The 19661-nt window shown below is 70.2% G+C and carries 18 protein-coding genes; 8 read left to right on the top strand and 10 right to left on the bottom strand.

What is annotated here, in order from left to right:
• Positions 1–173 precede the first annotated feature (173 nt).
• Entirely contained in the window at positions 174–1403 is a 1230-nt protein-coding gene (locus tag E4U91_RS32700) for a helix-turn-helix domain-containing protein (RefSeq protein WP_137310155.1), read from the top strand.
• 67 nt (positions 1404–1470) lie between these two features.
• Here the strand turns inward: E4U91_RS32700 and E4U91_RS32695 are convergent, their stop codons facing one another.
• Both E4U91_RS32695 and E4U91_RS32690 read right to left on the bottom strand, forming a co-directional pair.
• A complete protein-coding gene (locus E4U91_RS32695; RefSeq protein ID WP_174867891.1) occupies positions 1471–2391 on the bottom strand; it encodes a hypothetical protein in 921 nt (306 codons plus the stop codon).
• Between the two features lie 394 nt (positions 2392–2785).
• The gene (locus E4U91_RS32690) at positions 2786–4213 is read right to left on the bottom strand and encodes an MFS transporter (RefSeq protein ID WP_137310153.1); all 1428 of its coding nucleotides are present in this window, start codon (positions 4211–4213) and stop codon (positions 2786–2788) included.
• A gap of 94 nt (positions 4214–4307) precedes the next feature.
• Between E4U91_RS32690 and E4U91_RS32685 the strand changes: the two genes are divergently transcribed.
• Entirely contained in the window at positions 4308–4943 is a 636-nt protein-coding gene (locus E4U91_RS32685) for an XRE family transcriptional regulator (protein ID WP_137310152.1), read from the top strand.
• A 155-nt stretch (positions 4944–5098) separates the two neighbouring features.
• Here E4U91_RS32685 and E4U91_RS32680 read toward each other — a convergent pair whose 3' ends face one another.
• Positions 5099–5302 carry a hypothetical protein gene (locus E4U91_RS32680; RefSeq protein WP_137310151.1) on the bottom strand — a complete coding sequence of 68 codons (204 nt, stop codon included), beginning with the start codon at positions 5300–5302 and terminating at the stop codon, positions 5099–5101.
• A 228-nt stretch (positions 5303–5530) separates the two neighbouring features.
• On the opposite strand from E4U91_RS32680, the gene E4U91_RS32675 reads away from it, so the two are divergent.
• The gene (locus E4U91_RS32675; RefSeq protein WP_137310150.1) at positions 5531–6268 is read left to right on the top strand and encodes an esterase/lipase family protein; all 738 of its coding nucleotides are present in this window, start codon (positions 5531–5533) and stop codon (positions 6266–6268) included.
• Positions 6269–6866: 598 nt separating this feature from the next.
• The gene (locus E4U91_RS32670; protein WP_206666915.1) at positions 6867–7199 is read left to right on the top strand and encodes a hypothetical protein; all 333 of its coding nucleotides are present in this window, start codon (positions 6867–6869) and stop codon (positions 7197–7199) included.
• Positions 7200–7217: 18 nt separating this feature from the next.
• On the opposite strand, the gene E4U91_RS32665 is transcribed toward E4U91_RS32670, so the two are convergent.
• The 3 genes from E4U91_RS32665 to E4U91_RS39675 form a co-directional block, all read right to left on the bottom strand.
• Complete coding sequence (locus tag E4U91_RS32665) at positions 7218–7769, bottom strand: YciI family protein (RefSeq protein ID WP_137310148.1); 552 nt, start codon at positions 7767–7769, stop codon at positions 7218–7220.
• A gap of 269 nt (positions 7770–8038) precedes the next feature.
• On the bottom strand, positions 8039–8377 hold the full coding sequence (locus E4U91_RS32660; protein WP_137310147.1) for an ArsR/SmtB family transcription factor: 339 nt from the start codon (positions 8375–8377) through the stop codon (positions 8039–8041).
• Positions 8374–8913, bottom strand: coding sequence for an SRPBCC domain-containing protein (locus tag E4U91_RS39675; protein WP_137310146.1), 540 nt, complete (start codon positions 8911–8913; stop codon positions 8374–8376). The genes E4U91_RS32660 and E4U91_RS39675 overlap by 4 nt, the downstream gene beginning before the upstream one ends.
• A gap of 42 nt (positions 8914–8955) precedes the next feature.
• Between E4U91_RS39675 and E4U91_RS32650 the strand changes: the two genes are divergently transcribed.
• Positions 8956–9756, top strand: a complete 801-nt coding sequence (locus tag E4U91_RS32650) for a GNAT family N-acetyltransferase (RefSeq protein ID WP_137310145.1) — start codon at positions 8956–8958, stop codon at positions 9754–9756.
• Between the two features lie 206 nt (positions 9757–9962).
• Here the strand turns inward: E4U91_RS32650 and E4U91_RS32645 are convergent, their stop codons facing one another.
• The 4 genes from E4U91_RS32645 to E4U91_RS32630 all read right to left on the bottom strand — a co-directional run bounded on the left by E4U91_RS32645 (position 9963) and on the right by E4U91_RS32630 (position 16419).
• Positions 9963–10151: a hypothetical protein gene (locus E4U91_RS32645; RefSeq protein WP_137310144.1), complete on the bottom strand. Its 189-nt coding sequence runs from the start codon at positions 10149–10151 to the stop codon at positions 9963–9965.
• A 219-nt stretch (positions 10152–10370) separates the two neighbouring features.
• The gene (locus E4U91_RS32640) at positions 10371–13712 is read right to left on the bottom strand and encodes an RHS repeat-associated core domain-containing protein (RefSeq protein WP_241678761.1); all 3342 of its coding nucleotides are present in this window, start codon (positions 13710–13712) and stop codon (positions 10371–10373) included.
• 1151 nt (positions 13713–14863) lie between these two features.
• Positions 14864–15115 carry a DNA-binding protein gene (locus E4U91_RS32635; protein WP_241678760.1) on the bottom strand — a complete coding sequence of 84 codons (252 nt, stop codon included), beginning with the start codon at positions 15113–15115 and terminating at the stop codon, positions 14864–14866.
• Positions 15116–15243: 128 nt separating this feature from the next.
• On the bottom strand, positions 15244–16419 hold the full coding sequence (locus E4U91_RS32630) for a carboxylate-amine ligase (protein ID WP_137310143.1): 1176 nt from the start codon (positions 16417–16419) through the stop codon (positions 15244–15246).
• A 306-nt stretch (positions 16420–16725) separates the two neighbouring features.
• Between E4U91_RS32630 and E4U91_RS32625 the strand changes: the two genes are divergently transcribed.
• The 3 genes from E4U91_RS32625 (at position 16726) to E4U91_RS32615 (ending at position 19652) form a co-directional block, all read left to right on the top strand.
• Positions 16726–17685, top strand: a complete 960-nt coding sequence (locus tag E4U91_RS32625; protein WP_137310142.1) for an ATP-binding protein — start codon at positions 16726–16728, stop codon at positions 17683–17685.
• Between the two features lie 41 nt (positions 17686–17726).
• Positions 17727–18119 (top strand): SCO5389 family protein, encoded by a 393-nt coding sequence (locus E4U91_RS32620; RefSeq protein WP_137310141.1) that lies wholly within the window; start codon positions 17727–17729, stop codon positions 18117–18119.
• 312 nt (positions 18120–18431) lie between these two features.
• Positions 18432–19652, top strand: coding sequence for an MFS transporter (locus tag E4U91_RS32615; RefSeq protein WP_137310140.1), 1221 nt, complete (start codon positions 18432–18434; stop codon positions 19650–19652).
• Positions 19653–19661: the final 9 nt, after the last annotated feature.

Here is a 19661-nt window from a genome sequence, read left to right as displayed (position 1 = left end):
ACGCCCCCGGCAAGGGCCCTTGGTCGTGGTCGCCGTCCGGAACGCTCCGCCGGCGGCGGCCTGGGCCGTGGAACCGTCCCCGGCCCGCGGACGTGCACATGAGGGGGCGCCGGACCGCTGCGCTCCCTCGGGACGGGCCCGCGGGCCGATGGACGGATACGAGTACGGAGCACATGGCTGCAGTTCACGATGGGGTGGCGGAGTTCGCGTTGCTGCTCAGACGGCTCAAGGAGCGCACCGACCGCAGCTACGCGGCGCTGGCGCGGCGGCTCGACATGCACGCTTCCACCCTGCACCGCTACTGCACCGGAGAAGCGGTCCCGCAGGACTTCGCCGGTGTCGAGCGGTTCGCCGTGCTGTGCGGTGCGTCGGTCGAGGAACGCACCGAGCTGCACCGCCGGTGGGTCGTGGCCGACGCGGCCCGGCGACAACCCCGTCCGCCGGAGGGGCGGACGGTTCCTTCGGGCGACGACAGCGGTCCAGCGGTCGTCGCCGACCTCGCGCGTCCCGCCCCCGCGGTCGTCGCCGATCTCGGGCGCCCCTCCCCCGCGGCCGTCCCCGACCGACGGCCCCGGCCCCGCCCCCGGCACCGGCCGCGGCCCCGCCGCTCCCCCGTCCGGTCCGTCGCCCTCGCCCTCTCCCTCGTTGCCGCGCTCCTCGGGCTCACGGCGTCCACCGCCGGTCACCTGCCCGCACCGGGCGCACACCCCGCGCCGCACCGGGCCAGGGCCGCCGCCCCCGCCCCCCTCACCTGGACCGCCGACGACCACACCCCCGGGCTCACCAACTGCGGCGAGGACTACGTCGTCGCCCAGCCGCCGAGGAAGGTCCCGCCGCCGCCCCACCCCGAGGACATCGCCGCGTGGGCCACCTCCCAGCGGGCGGTGCACGCGGGAACGACCGGTGTGCGGATCACCGTGCAGGGACGCGGCTCCGCGGCCGTCGTCCTGGAGGCGCTGCACGTGCGCGTCAGCAGCCGGACCACCCCCGCCGCCGGCCGGGGCACCCTCTACTCGCTGAGTGACGGCTGCGGCGCCGGCATCATCCCCCGCTTCTTCTCCGTGAACCTCGACGCGTACCAGCCGGTGGCCCGTTCGATGCCCGGCGACGACGGGGCGGGCACGCCGGTCCCGGCGATCGGCTTCCCCTACCGGGTGTCCCTGCAGGACCCCGAGGTCCTGATGGTGTCCGCGCGCACCGAGTCCTGCACCTGCGACTGGTACCTGGATCTCACCTGGTCCTCCCAGGGCCGCACCGGCACGGTCCGCATCGACGACCACGGCCGCCCGTTCCACAGCACCAGTTCCACGGGGCTGCCGGGCTACCGGTACGACCGCGTCTCCCACCGCCCCGGCCGCTGGGTCCCGATCCCCGCCGCGAACACGAACGCCACCGCCGACTGACGGAGGGACACCGCCGGGCCCGCCCCCGGACGCAGCCGGAAGGGGGCCCGACGGGGCATCCGTACCGTCAGCGGGCGCCCACGGCGCGGCGGATGTCGGTGACATCCCCGGACGTCGGCTCCAGCACGACCACCAGACGGGTCGTCACCGTCGGCGACTCCCCGCCGCCGAAGGCGTGGGTGACGGCGACCTCGCCGGTGCGGGCGCCCTCGGTCACCGTCCAGTCCACGGGCACGTTCCGGGCGCGCAGGACGCCGTCCACCCCGTTGGTGCGCTCCCAGGCCGCCAGCCGCTCGGCGCAGGCCGGGGTGAGGTAGTGCGCGCGCAGGGCCTTCGCCAGCGCGGAGTCAGGGCCCGCGGGGGCGTCCTCGGCGTCGACGTACGCGCCGTAGAAGTCGGCGACCCGGGTCACCGAGTCGCCCGTCCTGCCGCTGACCGACCGCGCCGCGGCGGGCGCCTGCGCGCGGGCGGCGCCGGTGACGCGGATGCCGGTGATGCCGCCGGCCGCCGCCTGCTCCACGACGAGCCTGGTGGTCGTCGTCGGGGACTCGCCGCCGCCATAGGTGAGGGTGACGACGGCGTCGAGACCGGTGGTGCCCTCGGTCACCGTCCACTCCACGGGCGTGTTGTGGCCGCGCAGGACGCCGTCCACCCCGTTCGTCCGCTCCCAGGCCGCGAGCCGCTTGGCGAAGGCGGGGGTGAGGTAGTGCGCGCGCAGGGCCTTCGCCAGCGCGGAGCCCGGGCCGGCCCCGTCGTCCTTGGCGTCGACGTACGCGCCGTAGAAGTCGGCGATCCGGGTCACCACGTCGCCGTTGTAGCCGGTCACCGACCGCCCCGCGGCGGAGGCGCGGACGGGGGTGGTCGCGGGAGCGGAGGCGGCCTGTGCCGTCACCTGTCCCGATACGCCGAGCCCGATCGCCAGGAGGAGCCCTGCGGCGACGGCCGCGCGGCGGCCCGGACGACGGCGGGCGTGGGTGCTGCTGCTCATGGGGTGACTTCCTTCGTGTCGTGGTGCATCGAGGCCGTCGGTCATCCGGGCCCTGCGGGCATGGGGATGCCCGGTACATGGGCTCGGGACCCGGTACATGGGCTCGGGACGGACGTCGTCACCGGCCCGCTACGGGGTCCTCGGATCGACCCGGCCGGTGCGACACCCACAGCTTCGAAGACGCCGGGAGACCACCGCAACAACCCCGGTCCCATCCGCGACGACGCACCTGTCCCACCCGCCCTGACGTGCAGGGACGTGGTCAGCATGAGATGCCGTCCTGGGATGCGGAGACGCCGGCGTGCGGCGGTGGAGGCACCAGGGGAGGCCGACCCCGACGGCTCGCAGGGATGCTCACCCACCCTCCGAGCAGGGGGAGATGGGGTGCGGTGGGTCAGGCGGGCTGCCGCGCCTGCGGGGAGGCAGGGCTCGGGAGGGATTCCTTCGGCCGTGCTGTGCGGGCCAGGAGGAGGAGCAGTCCGCCGCAGGCGGCGACCAGGGCCCAGCCGGGGCGGGACGCGTGGGCGAGCCCCGCCGGGGTGACGGCCGTGACCAGCCCGCCGGCGAGGGCGATGCCGAGGGCGGCGCCGAGTTGCCTCGCGGTGGAGGTGATCGCTCCGGCCACGCCGGCGCGGGCGGGCGGCAGTCCGTTGACCGCGGTGTTGGTGATCGGAGCGTTGGCGAAGCCGAACCCGATGCCGATGAGCAGGTAGGCGGCCAGCAGCAGGAGCACGCTCGTGTGCGGGGTGAGCCCGACCAGGCAGAGGGCGCCGGCCGCGATGAAGGCGCCGCCCAGGAGCAGCGGCAGTCGCGGTCCCGTGCTGCCGACCATGCGGCCGGACAAGGGGGCGCAGACGGTCGCTCCGACGGCCAGGGGCAAGGCCGCCAGGCCGGCGGCGAGCGGCGTCCATTGCCGGGTGTGCTGCAGGTAGAGGGTGTTCAGCAGCAGCGTCATGTTCAGGGCGACGAACACGGCCACCGCGCCCACGACGGCACCGCTGAAGGCCGGGCGCTTGAAGAGCCGCAGGTCCATGAGCGGCTCAGCCCGGCGGGACTCCACCCGCACGAACACGGCTGTCGCCGCAGCGGCCCCCGCGCATCCCGCCAGCGCCACTGGCGATGTCCAGCCGATGCGGGGTCCTTCGATCAGCATGCCGACCACGGCGGTGAGGACCACGGTCAGCAGGACCTGTCCGGGCAGGTCGAGCCGCCGGTTCCGCGGTGCCCGGGACTCCGGCACGAACACCGCGCTGAGCAGCAGGGTGGCCGCGATGACCGGGGTGTTGACCCAGAACAGCGCCCGCCAGTCGAGCCAGTGGAGCAGAGCGCCGCCCGTGACGGGTCCGGCGGCCATGCTCAGTCCGAACACCGACGCCCAGATGCCGATCGCCTGCGCCCGTTCCTTCGGGTCGGTCATCGCGTTCACCACGATCGCGAGTGCCACCGGGCTGAGCATCGAGGCGCCGATGCCCTGCACGGCACGAGCCGTGATGAGCAGGCCGGCCGACGGGGCGAGGGCGCAGAGCAGTGAGGCGGTGCCGAAGAGGGCCAGTCCGCACTGGAACACCCGGCGGCGTCCGAAGCGGTCCGCCAGGGCGCCGGCGGAGATCAGACAACTGGCCAGGACGAGGGTGTAGGCGTCCACGATCCATTCCAGTCCGCGGGTACCGACCCGCACACCGTGTCCGATGGCCGGCAGGCCCACGTTGACGATGGTCGTGTCCAGCCCGACCAGGAACATGCTCAGGCAGCAGACGGCCAGGACCGTCCAGCGTCTGCGCGCACTGAGCGGGGAGGGAACAGGGTGTGTCGTCGCGGTCATGTCTGCCTCTGCTGTCCGGGAACCATGCCCGGCAAGGCTCCGGCCGCGCCCTGGCCACGGCCCAGCACTTTTGCGGACACTGCAAAATGGAGGCATGAGCACAGGAGCCGGGGACGCGGAGCTGGAGCAGATCCTCGACGGCATCGGGCCCAGGCTGCGCAGGCTGCGCCGGGACCGGGGACTCACGCTCGAGGCACTCGCCGCCGCGACCGGGATCTCCGTCAGCACGCTGTCACGGGTGGAGTCGGGCAGGCGCCGTCCGACGCTCGATCTGCTCATCCCGCTGGCACGGGCGCACCACGTCGCGCTCGACCAACTGGTGGCGGCACCGGCCAGCGGTGACCCTCGGGTGCACCTGCGGCCCGTGCACAAGGGGCGCGGCAGCGTCCTGGTGCCCCTGACGCAGTACCCGGGCCGGGTGCAGGTCTTCAAGCAGGTGTTGGCGCACCGCGAGCCGGAACTGGTCACCCACGAGGGCTACGAATGGCTCTACGTCCTCGCCGGCCGGCTGCGCCTCGTCCTCGGGGCGCGGGACTTCACGCTGCGGCCCGGCGAAGTGGCCGAGTTCGACACCACCGAACCCCACTGGTTCGGCCCCGCGGACGCGAGCGCCGTGGAGATCCTGCACCTGTTCGGTCCTAGGGGGGACCAGCCCACGGTCCGCACCGGGCCGCCCACCACGGACCCTGCCCCGCCTGACGCCGTGAACCCACCGGCGACAACGGGGTGACCCGCGCACCCGGAAGCCAGCTGGTTCGTTGGCTGCCGGGGCCAGTACGACAAGGCGCGGGCGGAGTGACGTCGGCTCGGGGAGCTCTGTCACAGTGCGGGAGTTGTCCGGCCGCGATCGTCCTGGTGACGCTGCGGCCGGCTCACGTCATCCGTTCACTTTCCGAGGAGCCCCGTGGGGAGCAAGGTCTTCGGCGAGCCGGCCGGGTGGCCGATCTCCAGCGCACCCAGCAGGTCGTTGAGGAAGGACACTCCCGGAGCCCCGGCGGACGGACGGGGAAGCGGGGCCGCCTGAGCAGCGGGAGCGGCGGCGAGGAGGGCGGCGGCCGCGACGGAGAGGCAGGCGATTTTCTTGATCATGCTCGACCTAACGACGACCGCTCCCGCCGGACACGCTCACCGGCCCCGCACCGGTGACTCGATGGCCGGTCGGCAACGGGTCACCCGAGCCGCGCCATCTGCCCATCCGCTCATCCGCTGATGCGGTGTCACTGCGGACACTGGTGATTCTGCTGATGGCGGCCGCGCTCCCCGCCACGACGCTGGCCGAGACAGACACCCCACGTCTCACTCCCCTCAGGAGCACCCATGCGTCGTCGTTCCCCACGTCGGCTTCTCGGCCTTCTCGCCGCCTCCACGGTCGCGCTCACCCTGTTCTCCTCCGCGCCGAACGCCGCCGCCGACCCCGCCCCCGCTCCGGTCGCCCGGACCGCCGGTGCGACCGCTCAGACCCTCGCCACGAGCACACCGGTCGTCTTCGTGCACGGCTACACCGGCAACGCCTCCAACTGGGTCACCGCCATGAGCGTCTTCCGGGCCAGCGGCTGGTCCAGCTCCAACCTGTTCGCCTACGAGTACAACTCGTACGGCAACAACGTCACGAACGCGCAGGGCCTGGCCGCCTTCGTCAACAACGTCAAGGCGCGGACCGGCGCCAACAAGGTGGCCATCGTCAACCACTCCATGGGCGGCCTGGTCAGCCAGTACTACCTGAAGGTGCTGGGTGGCAACACCAGCGTCAGCCACCTGGCCTCCATCGCCGGCGCCAACCACGGCACCACCTACGCCGGCGCCTGCCTGATCTACACCACCTGCCAGCAGATGTACCCCGGCTCGTCCTTCATCGCCCAGATCACGGCGGGCGACGAGACACCCGGCGACACCAGGTACGCCACCTGGTACTCGGCGTGCGACGGCATCATCCTGCCGTACACCAGCACCCGCCTCGACGGCGCCGTGAACAACAACGTGCCGTGCCAGACCCACATCGGCTACCTGACGGACACGGTCGTGCTGGGCGCGATCGCCCGCTTCGTCGCCTCCTGACACCCCCTGGGGCTGCGGGCGCAAGGGCCGGACGGGGCCGCTCCATGGCTCCCGTCCGGCCTCACCGCGCTCGGTTGCCGACTTGTCGGCTGCCGGTGGGAACTGGTCGAGCCGCTCATCGAGGAGCGGTTGAGCCCGGCGCGGGGCGCCCGCCACGGTCTACGACATGGCCTGCCGGCCCTGGCAGTTCCCGACCCTGGGGCTCAGTCGCTCTGGGGCGTGGTGTCCGAGCCTTCGCGAGTGCGGGGCCCTTCCGACTCGTCCTCTTCGGCGGCCAGGTCGGCTCGGTCCGGAGCGCCACTGTTCCATGCGACGGGCGGTGTCGGCGCCGTGATCGTCTGCGGCTCGTCGGAGCCCGGTCGGACGCTCGGCTGGGATCCCGGTGCGTGGGTCGTCTGCGCTTCATCATCGGAGTTCGTCATGACTTCTGTGTTCCCGTCGTTCTCGATCCAATCCTCGATCGAGTCCAGTCGGCGGTGGGGGCTGCTGGCCTGTACGGGTCGGTTCCCCTGCCATCAGCGGCGCGCTGCCGTGTCCCGACGTGGCCGCCCCTGTGAAGCGGCACCCCGACAAGGACCGCACCGGATAGCCTGAGCTGGTGATCGGGCTCAAGGATCCGTTGGCCGTGGCGGGGATCCGCTGGCTACCCGAATCGCTGGGGGGCCGCAGCTCGGGCCCTCCGACCGCACCGGTGTACGCGGCGACGGCCATGTTCCCTGGCTCTCAGACGGCTCTGCTCAGCATCCTGCTACAACACATAGGCGCCCAGCCGGACGGCTCGGCCCTCGTCAACATCGGTTTCCTCGTCCCCGACTTGGCCAGACCGCACCTCCACCTCGGAACCGAACTGCTGATCACCGAGGGCCCTACGATCGTCGCTCACGCCATCATCCGCGAGCTGCTGCCCGCCGGAGCCGTAGCCGGCCCATGAGTCCTCCCGCGACGCGCTCTATGACGGACGCCCGCCGAACTGCCAGTTGTGCACCTCGATGTCGGCGTAGCGCTCCGCGGTCAAAATGGCGCGTGCCGCTGCCGGGTCCGGCGCCCGGACCAGCGCCGCCGTGCCCAGCCAGGCGGCGCCGTCGTCGGACAGCAACGGCCCGTAGGCGATCAGCTCGTCCCGGTCAGGTGGCACCGTGAGGTCGGCGGCCTGCCCCGCGCCGAGGCCGAGCACCAGGTACCGTTTGCCGCCGCTGCGGCCGCCAGGGAAGTCCCACATGGTGCGCCCCAGCACGTTGCGCCACCGCCGAAGCAGCACGTCCCGGTAGACACCGGCCTGGTAGTTCGGCTCGTCGAAGGCGAACGCACGGGCAGCGGCGGGATCGGGCAGGCCGAGGATGTGCACGCTTCCGGTAGGTGTGTCGCCGTCGTCGGCGAAGGTCGGGCCCCGGGCGATCATCTCCTCCGCGTACTGGTCCATGTAGCGCCAATGCTCTTCCCCCAGCTCGCGGCGCAGTGGCAGGGAGGCGGGCCGGTCACGGTGGTAGCAGAGGAACTCCATGCCCAATGATCTCGTCAAAGAGGCGACCAGGGCGAGCGGGTTTCACTGCGAGGGCTGCTCGGCGGCGGTCTGTTCGTCGATCCCGAAGACCTCGAGCGAAGCTGACGCACTGTCGGGCTCCGGGACCAGGGCATGTCGCAGCAGGCGCGGGACGGTGCGAGCACGAAGGAGCTGCGGCATGTGGCCCGGGTCGCGCTGAGCGCCTGACCGCGACCGTCCGCCCGAGCGGGCGCTCGCGACCGTGACGCGGCTGGTCCGGCCCGCCCCGGTCAGCCCTGCTCGCGCTGGATCGTCTCCGCGATCCGCCTGATGCGCTGCAGTCGCGCATCCCATGCCGCTCCGACCGAGGACAACTGCTCGACTGCGCGGGCGAGTTGCGCTTCGTCCACCCCGTAGCGACGCTCGCGTCCCGAGGGCGTGGCGTGGACGAGTCCTACCCGGCCGAGCACGCCGAGGTGTTTGGCCACCGCCTGGCGGGTCACGGGGAGGTGCTCGCTGAGGGTGGTCGCCGTTCCGCCGTTCCCGGTGAGCAGCAGGTCCAGCATCCGCCGGCGCGTCGGGTCCCCGACCGCCGACCACAGCTCGTCGTCGACGGCGGCGCCGCTCATCGCGTCGCCGCCTTGGCCGCGTAGTCGACGAGCCGGGGCAGTAAGTGGTCCCAGCCGCGGACGTGGTCCTGGTATGCCTCCTCGAGCGTGGCGGCCTCCCAGCCTCGTTCGCGGAAGCCCGTTTCGGTGAACCGCAGCAGCGTGCCGGTGCCGGCGGGAACGAGTTCGAAGGTCACCAGCAGCGAGTTGCCGGGAGCTGCGCTCTCCCCGTCGTCGACGACCCAGCGGAAGGCGAACCGCCGGGGCGGGTCGGCCTCCACCACGGTCAGTACTTCGATCTTGGCCTGCGGGCCGTGCCCGAAGCGCACCGTGGTCATGCGAAATGAGCAACCTTTCGCTGCGCGTGGACCGTCGCCCTCGGCCGTAGGGAAGTAGGCCTGGTTGCTGACCGGGTCACCGCTGGTGAAATCGCCGCTGTCCCCGCGGTGCAGGGACACGGAGTCCGCGTCGAGCGTGATCCCAGGCCGCGCCGCCGCCCCGATTGGCGCCCTGGCCGGTACGCGCCCCCGTGCGGCCCACCGGGCGGTGAACGGCATGTACTGTCCGTGCGACGCGCTTTCGACGACCTCGGGGGTTCCATGCACCGACACGCGGACTCGGTCGAATCGATGGAACAACTCGCCCTGGTCTGGCGGACCATGGTGCTCGACCGTGACCCGGGGGCCGACGTCCGCGACCTCCCGGGGATCGCGGTGCGCTGGGCCGACTGCCGGTTCGCGTTCTGGAACTGCCTCACGCTGACCGACGTCGGCGCGGACGCCGGACTGGTGAAGCAGCGGCTCGGCGAGGCGGCGGAGGTGATGCGCACCAAGCGGCGGCCCGGCTTCCTGTGGGTCTTCGAGGACCTCCTCGACGAGAAGGCCCGTGCCCGGCTCGACGAGGCCGCCGACGCGGCAGGGCTCGCATACGCCTTCCCCGGCACCGGCATGGCGGCCGACCTGCCGTCCCTGGCCGAACCGGCCCACGACGAGCTGACGTTCAAGCGCGTCACCGACGACGAGCTGCTGCGGGCCTACGCCGACCTCAACTCACGTGCCTACGGCTTCCCTCTGGAGGACGGCCGCGACGGCCTGGCCGGCTCCACGCTGTGGAAGAGCGACGTCCACGCCTACCTGGGACTGCGCGACGGCGTCCCCGTCACCTGCGCCGCCACGGTGGAGGCCGACGGACGCCTCTTCGTCGCCCTGGTCGCCACCGACCCGGACTGCGAACGCCGCGGCTACGGGGAGGCGGTGACCCGCAAGGCCCTCTACGAGGGCGCCAGGGTCACTGGCCTGACCCGCGCGACCCTGCACGCGACGGCGGCGGGCGCACCCGTGTACCCGAGGATCGGCTTCGAGCCGAACTCGCCCATCCGCTTCTACGGGCTCAAGGGGTAGCCGGACCGGCCCGAGCCCACACGCATGGCGGAAGCCGACCGATCCGATCTCGCGCCTCTCGCCGGCCGCCCGCGGAGTCGGCACGACGGCAAGCCTCTTGCGCGGACGGCGGTGTCCACTGTCACGGTGGTCCTGGCTCAGGCGTTGTCTGCGCTGCAAGAGAGGTTCTGCGCCGTAGGCGGCTCGCAGATAGATTCGGGACACGCTCAGCGACGGGATTTCGAAAGCCGCAGCAAAAGCAGGCCGCATCCTGCAGCAACAAGAGGAGCTATGTCAATAAATATGAAGTTCGCTCCCGCGAAAAGCATGACGATGACCGAAAGAGCCATGATGCATGCGCATCCGAGAAGGACGTAAGCAAGTATCTTCACCATCACCTTGGTTTCGTCGGCCACTATCACGCCTCACTTTTTCCTTCGCCAACGCGCGACCACGATCATGATTACCACTATGACCAAGGAACCGAAAAATAGGGGACCCCTCCACCCCTCTGGTGCCCAGGATCCTTTGCCGACGCCTTCTGCTATCTGCCACATCTAACCTTTCACCTCCTGCTTACGAGTGATCCGAGGGGGTGGCCGAGATGTGCCACCCCCTCGGATCGCCCTATCTGATTACGACCATGCGTCCGTCGTTTTTTCTTCTGCGAAGTTGCCTGCCATGTCACCCGCCACAGAGCACGGAACCGACGCGGCAGCACCCACTACCGGACCGCCGAGAATGGTGGCGCCCGCCGTGCACGCCGTGCCGACGGCGTTCCCGAAAGCCCATCCGAAACTGATTCCGGCAGCCTTCCCCCATTGATGGTTCTTGAGTGCCCCACCGAACTCCATGGCCGTCTTTATGTCGCCCAGTGGGGTGAGTGCCTCACCAACATCCCCGAGAGACAGCGTGCCCATGGGGTCGATGCGGTTGACCGGGTCGCCTTCGGCGTAGAGGTAGGGATTCTGTTCCTGGCCGGAGGGGTCGGGCTGGGTAAAGCGGCCAATGTTGGCGTCGTAGTAGCGGGCGCCATAGTGGTAGAGGCCGGTGGGGTCCTGGTAGCCGCCGGCGAAGCGGTAGGGCTGGGCCACCGGTTCGGACGACTGGGCCAGGATGCGCACCCCGCGGGGGCTGTAGGTGTAGGTGTCGACCTTGTTGCCGTCGACGTCCACCAGGCCGATCACCGAGCCGATCGCGTCGGTGAGGTAGTAGTACGACTTGCCCCCACTCGTCATGGAGTTCAAGGTGCCCCCGGGCTCCCGGTTGAATCCCATGTCCACGCCCGCGGTGGTCTTGGCGGACAGACCGAGGGGACCGTTGTGGAAGAGCGTGTCGCCGAGCTTGATGCGTTCGCTCTGGTCGGTGGAACCGTACTGCCCGTCGTACGTTTTGCCGTTGACGGTGATCGACGACATCTGCGAGTAATCGGTCCACTTCTCGCCGGTGCGGACGTAGTCGTCGGTGGAGGCTGCGGCGGTCTCGTTGCCGATGGCGTCGTAGGACCAGGCGCCGGTGGTGGAGGACTTGCTGGTGAGCTGCTGGGCGTCGTTGTAGGTGTAGGTGGTGCCGCGGGGGCAGCCGGGGTCGGCGCCCTGCGAGGTGAGGTTACCGGCGAGGTCGTAGCAGTATTGCCAGGAGTCGGCGATGCTGCCGGACTTCTCCTCCTTGGCGTAGGAGAAGCGGCCCGCCCCGTCGTAGCTGTACGTCCGCTTCAGTCCGCTGACTTTGTCGGTAGAGGTGCGTATCTTGCTGCCGTCCGTCGCGCCACCGGTGCCGTAGCCGTAGGTGTAGGCGAGGTTAACCAGCATGCCCTGGGCTGAGGTGGTCTTGATGGTTTCGGGGCGGCTGGACTTGTCGACGGCGACCGTCTGCACAGTGCCGCCAGGGTAGGTGATGCTGGTGCGGACGTCGTTGTTGTTGTACGTGTACGTCGTGATCTTGCCCTGGGGGTCCTTGAGCTGCTTGAGCTTGTTGACCTCGTTCCAGGTGTAGTCGGTGGTTCCGGCGGGGTCGGCGTAGTAGTCGACGTTGCCGGCGGCCGTATAGGCGAGCAGGGTCTGCGAGCCGTCCTGGAGGGTGCGGATCGTTTCGCGCTGCAGCGGGTCGAAGGCGTACTTAATGGTGCCGGTGCCGTCCGAGCGCTGGGTGAGGTTGCCGTCGCCGTCGTACCAGTAGCGGACCGTGTCGTTGGTCGACGAGACGGTCTTGATGCGGTCACGGTTGTCGTAGACGTAGACGGTCTTCATGCCACGACCGTCCGTGACGGTCTCGGTGCGACCGAGCGCGTCGTAGGTGTAGGTGGTCTTGGCCAGGGGCGTCGGCGGGGTAACGGTGTCGAGGTTGCCCTTGGCGTCGTAATGGAAGTCGGTGGTGACCGTCCTCGTGGAGGTCATCTTCGTCTTCTGGGTGCAGCGCTGGCCCTCGAAGCCGCCACACGTCACCGAGGACGGGTTGTAGGTGTAGGAGACGTTGCCGCCGCCGGTGCCGGTCTGCGCCACCGACGTCGTGTTGCCGGCGGTGTCGTAGGTGAACTGCGTCTTCTCACCGTCGGGGTTGGTGGAGTCGGAGGGGACGTCGTTGCCGCCGGCGGTGGTCTGCCAGTGGTTGACGGTCGTTCCGCCCGTGGGCAGGGTGACGGTCTCGAGGTTGTTGCGGGTGTTGAAGCCGTAGTCGGTGGCGTTGCCGGGGGTGGTGCCCGAGCCCATCGCGTCGGTGGCGGTGTCGATGTTGTGGTTGGCGTCGAACTTGGTGGACCGCTTGTGGCCGAGCGCGTCAGTCACCTCGGAAACCTGCCCGTCGCCGTCGTGCGCGTACTTCGTGGCGTGGGACTCGGGGTCGGTGGCGGTGGTGGTGCCAGCCGCCGTCGCGGAGTCGCTGGTGTAGGCGTAGGTCCAGGTCGGACCGGTGTCACCGGTGCTGTTGAAGCCCGTGGCGCGCAGCATGGAGGTGAGGCGGTTCGCGTCGTCGTAGGTGAAGACCGTGACCCGGCCCTCGGCGGTGGTGATCTTGTTGATGCGACCCCAGTCGTCGTAGCCGAAAGCGACGGTCTTGCCCTCGGTGTCCGTAGTGGAGGCGAGGTTGCCGGCCGCGTCCACGCCGTAAGTGGCGGTGCGGCCGCTGTTGTCCTTGGCCTGCCACAGGGTGGCGCTGACCTTGTTCAGGTCGATGAAGCGGCCCGAGCGGGATTCGGTGAGCTTGAAGCCGCCGCCGGTGTTCTGGGTGACGGTGATGGTGCCGTGGTTGCGGTCGGTGACCTTCGTCAGCGTCCCGCTGGCGTTGTAGGTCTCCTTCGCGCCCGACTTCCACTTCGTCAGGGTGTAGGTGCCGTCGGAGTTCTTCTTCAGGTCCTGCGAGTAGCCCTTGGGGGTGGTGAAGGAGCCGTCGCTGTTCTTCTTGAAGCGGACCGTCGCGCCGGAGGCGTCGTAGAAGATGACCTCGGTGCTGGAGACGGACAGGTAACGCTCGTACTGCTGCCACCAGCGCTGCGAGACGCGGCCGAACGGGGCGTCCAGCGAGTTGTAGGTGCGGGCCAGTTGCAGGTTTTGGCCGACGCCGGCGACGTCGAAGTCGGTCGCCGTCAGCATCAGGTTGCCGGTCGAGTAGTCGATCTTCGCGGTGAGCGCGTCGGTGATGGCAAAGCTCGTGTAGCGGTGCCAGGGGACGTTGCCCTGCCCCTCCGGCACCACGTTCAGCACCGACGCGTTCGCGGCTACGCCGGCCGGCTTCGCCGCCTTGCCGGATACGGTGTTCTTGGCGTGCGCCCGCTGCTCGCGGAGCCACGGTACGTACACCTCGTCCGTCGGGTTCTTCGACGGCTCGGACTTCACCGGCCGGTTCGGTCCCACCTTCACCGCCGGCATCGTGAAGTGGGGACTGTCCTTGCCCCACGCCGAGACGGGCTTGCCGTCGTCTGCGGCCGCAGTCGCGGCCGGCAGGAAGGCCGCGGCCAGCGCGGCCGCGGTCACCGCCGCCATCGTCACAGCCGAGCTCGGTCGTTTCCGGGCGCGTCGAAGCGACGTGCCGGAGGCACGCGTATGCATGCTTCCCCCCGTAGGAAGTCAGACCACGGCAACCCCAGCGGTCACCGGGCCCGCACACGCTGTCACACAATTCGCACAAAAATCCGTGCTGTTCCCACCGAACCCGATCACACACGAGCTGGAATGCGCCCCTCCCCTTCAGTGTCGGAACAAGGGGCAATACATAGTCAATTGGTTCCAGGCAGCCTCCCCGAGGGACAATAGTCTTCGTCAACCCTGAAGCGAACGGCCGAAAACGGAGGAGCTGTTGTCCGCCATCCGACCGGATCTTCACCTGCCGCCTGCGGCTCCATGCGCAGCCAAGGAACAGACTGGCGTTTGCACCGTTCAGACCGGCATGACGTGGTCGTTCCCGCGACCGATGCTGACCGTGGACGTCTCCTCGTGGCGTGGAGCAGCTTCTTCAGTCCTGCCTCGAGGCTGCTGCGGATGGTCTGTTCGATGCGCTGATCCTGGCCCGGGCGGGCGGCAAAGGCCTCTCGCGCAGGGCTCGTTCGGCCTCATCGCGAAGCAGGCGGTCGGCAGCGATCAGGCCGCCGAGGGTGTAGCAGCACGGCTGAGGATGTCGGAGAAGCCTGCGCCTTGGGCAACCTCGCCGTAGGCCTCGACGGGGCTCAAGACCATGGGAATGGGGGGACCTACCGGTGCGCCGCGCGCGCCGACGTGACTATCCGGGTGCAGGGCAGGGGAACGGTCGGGGCAGGATCGCGTCCCTACCAAACGCTATAGGGACACGGCGGCCGCGGGCGCTGGGGGCGTGAGGCGGGCGAGCACTCAGCCACACCGGGGGGCACACCACCGAGACATGACCCTCGTGGTCCCAGTCTGACGAGCAGTCAGTCGTGAGACCCGGACCAGCCGGCTGGCCGTACGACATGCGGGCCTTCTGCCTGCCGAACCGAGCGATGCCTGGAGACCGCTCGCCAACTGCCAGGTGCAGGCGCCGTTGACGTTGTGCTTCTCGCGGCCGAGCAAGCTGGAGCAGTGCCGACCGTGGCAGGATGACGGGATTTTGATCCGAAGGGCCGATGTCGCGTAGGCGTCCGAAGGGGCTGCGCGCGGAGCCATCTGCTGTGGATCAGCGATCAGAACCAGCTCACCGTGTCCTTCAGGAGACGGGCGAGCTTCGCCCGCTTCGTCGCGTTCGCTCGCCAGGCCTTCTCGGCTTGGACGCTGGCGGTCGTGACCCCCGCATGACCGGCTGGGTTTTCCGCCGGTATCAGACGGCGGTTGACGATGAGCACTGCGACGCGGAGCAGCGTGACGCCCAGGTGGCGTGCGGCTTCTGGCTGGGACAACCAGGCGGCGTCCTCGACGGTCTCCAACTTGAGCAGCACGTAGCCGCGGTTGCTTCGCGGCCCCGACCACTCCGGTCGGCGCCTTTCGTGCATCACGCCGCCGCCTTCAGCCGCGCGTCCAGGAGGCCGCGCCCCCAGCGCACGCGGAAACCGTCATCGCTGCTCCCTCACGAAGGGCAAGTGGCGGAGATGACGTAGTCGATGACGTCGTGCGTGCTGGAACGGTTCCGGTAGGCAGCGCGCTGACGGTCGGCGCCGTTTCCCTCGGTGCGCAGGCGCTGCCACTGCTCACGCACCAGGTCGAGGTCTTCGTGCCGGCGCAGTGCCGGGGTGATGGTGTGCAGCAGCCGCTCCACCAGCCCGGTCTGCAGTGCCAGGCGGCCGGTGAGCGGGTCGATGCCGTGGCCGGCCAGTCCGTCGCGTGCCGCGCGCCAGCAGGCAGCCCGCAGGAGTTCCGGTGCCGGGCGCGGGGCGGGTTCTCCGGCCTGGAGAGCGGTGAGGGCGGTGGCGGTCAGGGCGCGGACGACGGCGGCGAGCAGGACGGTGTCGTCCGGGGTCAGGGCGGCGTCGGCGACGCGGATCTCGATGGTGGGCAGGTGGTGGGAGGGACGGATGTCCCAGTACAGGCCGCCGCGGTCGATGAGCGCCTCCGTTTCGAGGAGGGTGTGGACGACGTCGTCGAAGTGGGCGGGTGATTCGAAGTAGGGGGGCGGGCCGGCCACGGGCCAACGCCCCCAGGTGATGGTGCGCCAGCTGGCGTATCCGGTGTCCCGGCCCCCTTCGAACGGGGAGTTCGCGCTCAAGGCGATCAGGGTCGGCAGCCAGGGGCGCAGGTGGTTGCTGACGTGGACGGCGTCGCGGGGGTCGGGCAGGCCGACGTGGATGTGGCAGGCGCACGCGGTCTGTTCGTCGTCCAGGGCGCGGAAGTGGGCCGCGCTTCGTGCGTAGCGGGCGCCGGGGGTGATCGGGACGGGGGTCGTCTGGCTTGGTACGGGCGTGCCGGTGGAGGCGATGCGCAGGCCCAGGCGGGCGGCGGCGCGGGCGGCGGCCGTTCTGGTGGAGCGGATCTGGGCGTCGGCTTCCTTCAGGCAGGTGTGTGGGTCGGTGCGCAGTTCGACCTGGTAACCGGTCAGCTCGGTGCCCACCCGCTCACCGAGTTCACCGGCTGCTTCGCTCACCAGCTGAGGGCCGTGCGGGCTGAGGACCCGGCTGTGCGGTTCGATCAGGAGGAACTCTTCTTCGACCCCGACGGTGAGCGGGGCGAGGGCCTGACCTGATCCGAGGGTGCGGGCCGGCGTGGGGGCGTCTGTCGGGGCGGACTCGCTGGGGGGTTCACTCCTCATAGTGATGACACTGTGTCAGACAGTGGCGGGGTCGGGGGTGCGGTAGCGGTCTTCGCCGACGGTCGGGGAGCGCAGCGTGCGCGAAGAGACCGACGTCCAGGTGGTCGGCGGTCGCGGCGGCCCGGGTCCCGGTCAGCCGCATGGGGCGGGAACCTCTCCCCCTTCACCCCGTACGACCCAAAGACATCCCTCGTACAGCCCAACCCGGACAAGAAATCCCCTCGTTGAGGCGCCGGCATTTGACACCGCCCCTCCGCGCCCCCAACCTAAGCTCATGACATTCATTTTCAATAGGAGCCACTGACCATGCGCGTGGCCTTCGTCGGCAAGGGCGGCAGCGGCAAGACGACCCTGTCCGCCCTCTTCACCCGCCACCTGGCACGCTCGGGTGCGCCGGTCCTCGCGATCGACGGTGACATCAACCAACACCTGGCGTCCGCCCTCGGCCTCCACGAGACCGAGCCGTTCGCCGCACCTCCGCTCAGCACACGCACCCACAAGATCAAGGACTACCTGCGCGGGACGAACCCCCGGATCCCTTCCCCCGAGGCCATGGTCAAGACGACGCCGCCCGGACATGGCTCCCGCCTGCTGCGCCTGCTCGGCGACGACGAGATCCACACGCGCCACGTCCAGGAGGTCGACGGCGTACCGCTCATGGTGACCGGCGCCTTCCGTCGGAGCGACCTGGGCGTGGCCTGCTACCACTCCAAGCTCGGTGCGGTCGAGCTGTACCTGAACCACCTCGTCGACGGCCCCGGTGAGTACGTCGTCGTCGACATGACCGCCGGCGCCGACGCCTTCGCCTCCGGCCTGTTCACCCGCTTCGACATGACGTTCCTGGTCGTCGAACCGACCCTCAAGAGCGTCTCCGTCCACCGCCAGTACCGCGACCACGCCGCCGAGTTCGGCATCCCGGTCGCCGTCGTCGGCAACAAGGTGACCGGCGAGGACGACCTGCTCTTCCTCAAGGAGCACGTCGGCGACGACCTGCTCGCCCACTGCGAGCTGTCCCCCTACGTCCGGGCCCAGGAGCAGGGCCGCGGCCGGGGAGAGCTGGAGCCGCACAACGCCCACACCCTGGACCGGCTGCGCACGGCCGTGGACGCCCGCCCCAAGGACTGGGCGGCCTTCCAGAGGCACGCCGTGGAGTTCCACCTGCGCAACGCCACCGCCTGGGCCGACGAGGCCACCGGGCAGGACCTCGCCACCCAGGTCGATCCCGACTTCAGGCACGGCCCTGCGGCAGCGGCCACGCTCGCCTGATCCCCCGTCAAGAACCGAACGACAGAACAGGACAGCCCTACATGTCACTCGACGTATCCCCGCAGCTGCTCGCCGAGGCCGAGAACGGCGAGGTGCGGGAGCAGGACTTCGTGGAAACGATCCGCACCTCCCTGCCGTACGCCTACGACCTCATCGCCCGCCTGGCCGCCGAACTACGCTCCGACGCGGCGGAGTTCGCCGACAACCAGACCCCGTCGGCCTCGGAGCAGGAGCGCGGCCAGCTGCTTCGAGCCCTGTCGAGCGACGCGATCCGCGCCTCCCTGGAGCGGCACTTCGACATCGCCCTCGCCTTCCAGAACTGCCACCGCGTGGCCGCCTTCCGCCCGGAGGACCGTGCCGGCGAGGCCCACACCCGCTTCACCTCCGTGCGTGCGCAGATCCTCAACCAGTCACCGGAGTTCCGCGACTGCTGAGCACTGTCGTGCGGGCCGGGAGGCCCGGCCGTGAGGGCCGGGCCTCCCGGCCCGCCGCAACCCTTTTTCCCTCGTCTTTGCCAGGAAGCGCACTCTGCACCTGGAAATATTCCACTGTGATCGGCATCACATGTGCGTTTTCTGGACACGGTACCCGTGCGCCGATTCGATGGACCCGCGAGGCCGACGATCTCGGCCTCGGATTACGGGGGCAATACCCGAATCTTGTCGTTGGCAATGGCGCTGAACGAGAGGTAGGGGCGTGTCAGAGATCCTGACGTGCGCAAAAGAAGAAATCGATACGGCGGGCGCATGCTGAGCCGAGTGCTTCCGCCGAAGGGACCCGCTCGTCTGCTCTCCGGCATCACGCTGGTGCACACCCTGGGCCAAGGCTTGTGGATGGCGCTGAACGCCATCTACGCCATGACCGTCCTGCACCTGACGCCCGGACAGTTCAGCATCGGGGTGGGCGTGGCCGCAGGCGTGGCGTTGGCCGTGAGCACACCGACCGGACACCTGGCCGACCGGCTCGGCCCCCGCTCGGTGCAGATCTGGTCGTTCCTGGCCCTCGGGCCGCTCACCGCCGCCCTCCTCGCCGTGCACGGCTTTGGCATGTACCTGCTAGTGGTCTCCGCGCAGGCACTGGCGTACAGCGCCAGCCGCAGCGCCCGCATGGCCGTGGTGGCCGCCCTCGTCCCGCCCGAGCAACGCGTCGCGGTGCGCGCCTACCTCCGCGCCACCAGCAACATCAGCGTCTCCGTCGGCGCCGTCCTCGCGGGCGTCCTGCTCGCCCTGAACTCCGGCCCGGCCTACCGGGCCGCTGTCGCCTTCAACGCCACCACGTACCTGCTGACCGGCCTGCTCTCCCTGCTGCTCCCGGCCGTCGAGCCGCAACCGGCCCGCAGCGGACCGGCCCTGATCGTGCTGCGGGACCGGCCCTACCTGACGTTCGTGGTCCTGGACGGCCTGCTGTCCATGCACAACGTGCTGCTGGAGGTCGTCCTGCCCATCTGGGTGCTGCACCACACGGCCGCACCCCGCTGGATGATCGCCGCGATCCTGATCACCAACACCGTTGCCGTGGTCCTGTTCCAGGTGAGGGCGGCGCGCGGCACCGACGAGCCCTCCTCGGCGGCCCGGGCGTCCCGCTCGGGTGCCCTGTGCCTTGCACTGGCCTGCGGGGTCTTCGCCTTCAGCGGCCGGCCCTCCTGGCTGCTCGCCTCGGTCCTGCTCATCGCCGGCGCCCTGGCCCACGTCCTCGGCGAGATCCGGCAGTCCGCGGGCAGCTGGGGCATGTCGTTCGGACTGGCCCTCGACCATGCGCAGGGCCAGTACCAGGGCACCTACGCGATGGGCTCCGACCTGGGCAAGCTGATCGCTCCCGCGCTGCTGACCTGGCTCGCCGTGGAGCACGGCGCGCTCGGTTGGCTCGCGATGGCCGCCGGCTTCGCCCTGGTGGGAGCCGCCATGCCGGCCGTCGCGGCGTGGGCCGCACGCAGCAGGCACCTCGAGCCCGGACCCGTGGCGGTCTGAGCGTTCGGT

This window comes from Streptomyces lasalocidi (assembly GCF_005280215.1).
Taxonomy (GTDB): Bacteria; Actinomycetota; Actinomycetes; order Streptomycetales; family Streptomycetaceae; genus Streptomyces; species Streptomyces longwoodensis.
This window is presented reverse-complemented; position numbering and strand designations above follow the sequence as displayed.

Bases quoted from the DNA above. Each gene is read 5' to 3' on its own strand.
- E4U91_RS32690 (WP_137310153.1), bottom strand. From the start codon at position 4,213: ATGACCGCGACGACACACCCTGTTCCCTCCCCGCTCAGTGCGCGCAGA.
- E4U91_RS32665 (WP_137310148.1), bottom strand. From the start codon at position 7,769: ATGGAGTTCCTCTGCTACCACCGTGACCGGCCCGCCTCCCTGCCACTG.
- E4U91_RS32630 (WP_137310143.1), bottom strand. From the start codon at position 16,419: ATGAGGAGTGAACCCCCCAGCGAGTCCGCCCCGACAGACGCCCCCACG.
- E4U91_RS39675 (WP_137310146.1), bottom strand. From the start codon at position 8,913: ATGCCGTTCACCGCCCGGTGGGCCGCACGGGGGCGCGTACCGGCCAGG.
- E4U91_RS32695 (WP_174867891.1), bottom strand. From the start codon at position 2,391: ATGAGCAGCAGCACCCACGCCCGCCGTCGTCCGGGCCGCCGCGCGGCC.
- E4U91_RS32640 (WP_241678761.1), bottom strand. From the start codon at position 13,712: ATGGCGGCGGTGACCGCGGCCGCGCTGGCCGCGGCCTTCCTGCCGGCC.
- E4U91_RS32685 (WP_137310152.1), top strand. From the start codon at position 4,308: ATGAGCACAGGAGCCGGGGACGCGGAGCTGGAGCAGATCCTCGACGGC.
- E4U91_RS32700 (WP_137310155.1), top strand. From the start codon at position 174: ATGGCTGCAGTTCACGATGGGGTGGCGGAGTTCGCGTTGCTGCTCAGA.
- E4U91_RS32650 (WP_137310145.1), top strand. From the start codon at position 8,956: ATGCACCGACACGCGGACTCGGTCGAATCGATGGAACAACTCGCCCTG.
- E4U91_RS32675 (WP_137310150.1), top strand. From the start codon at position 5,531: ATGCGTCGTCGTTCCCCACGTCGGCTTCTCGGCCTTCTCGCCGCCTCC.
- E4U91_RS32620 (WP_137310141.1), top strand. From the start codon at position 17,727: ATGTCACTCGACGTATCCCCGCAGCTGCTCGCCGAGGCCGAGAACGGC.
- E4U91_RS32615 (WP_137310140.1), top strand. From the start codon at position 18,432: ATGCTGAGCCGAGTGCTTCCGCCGAAGGGACCCGCTCGTCTGCTCTCC.
- E4U91_RS32660 (WP_137310147.1), bottom strand. From the start codon at position 8,377: ATGAGCGGCGCCGCCGTCGACGACGAGCTGTGGTCGGCGGTCGGGGAC.
- E4U91_RS32680 (WP_137310151.1), bottom strand. From the start codon at position 5,302: ATGATCAAGAAAATCGCCTGCCTCTCCGTCGCGGCCGCCGCCCTCCTC.
- E4U91_RS32625 (WP_137310142.1), top strand. From the start codon at position 16,726: ATGCGCGTGGCCTTCGTCGGCAAGGGCGGCAGCGGCAAGACGACCCTG.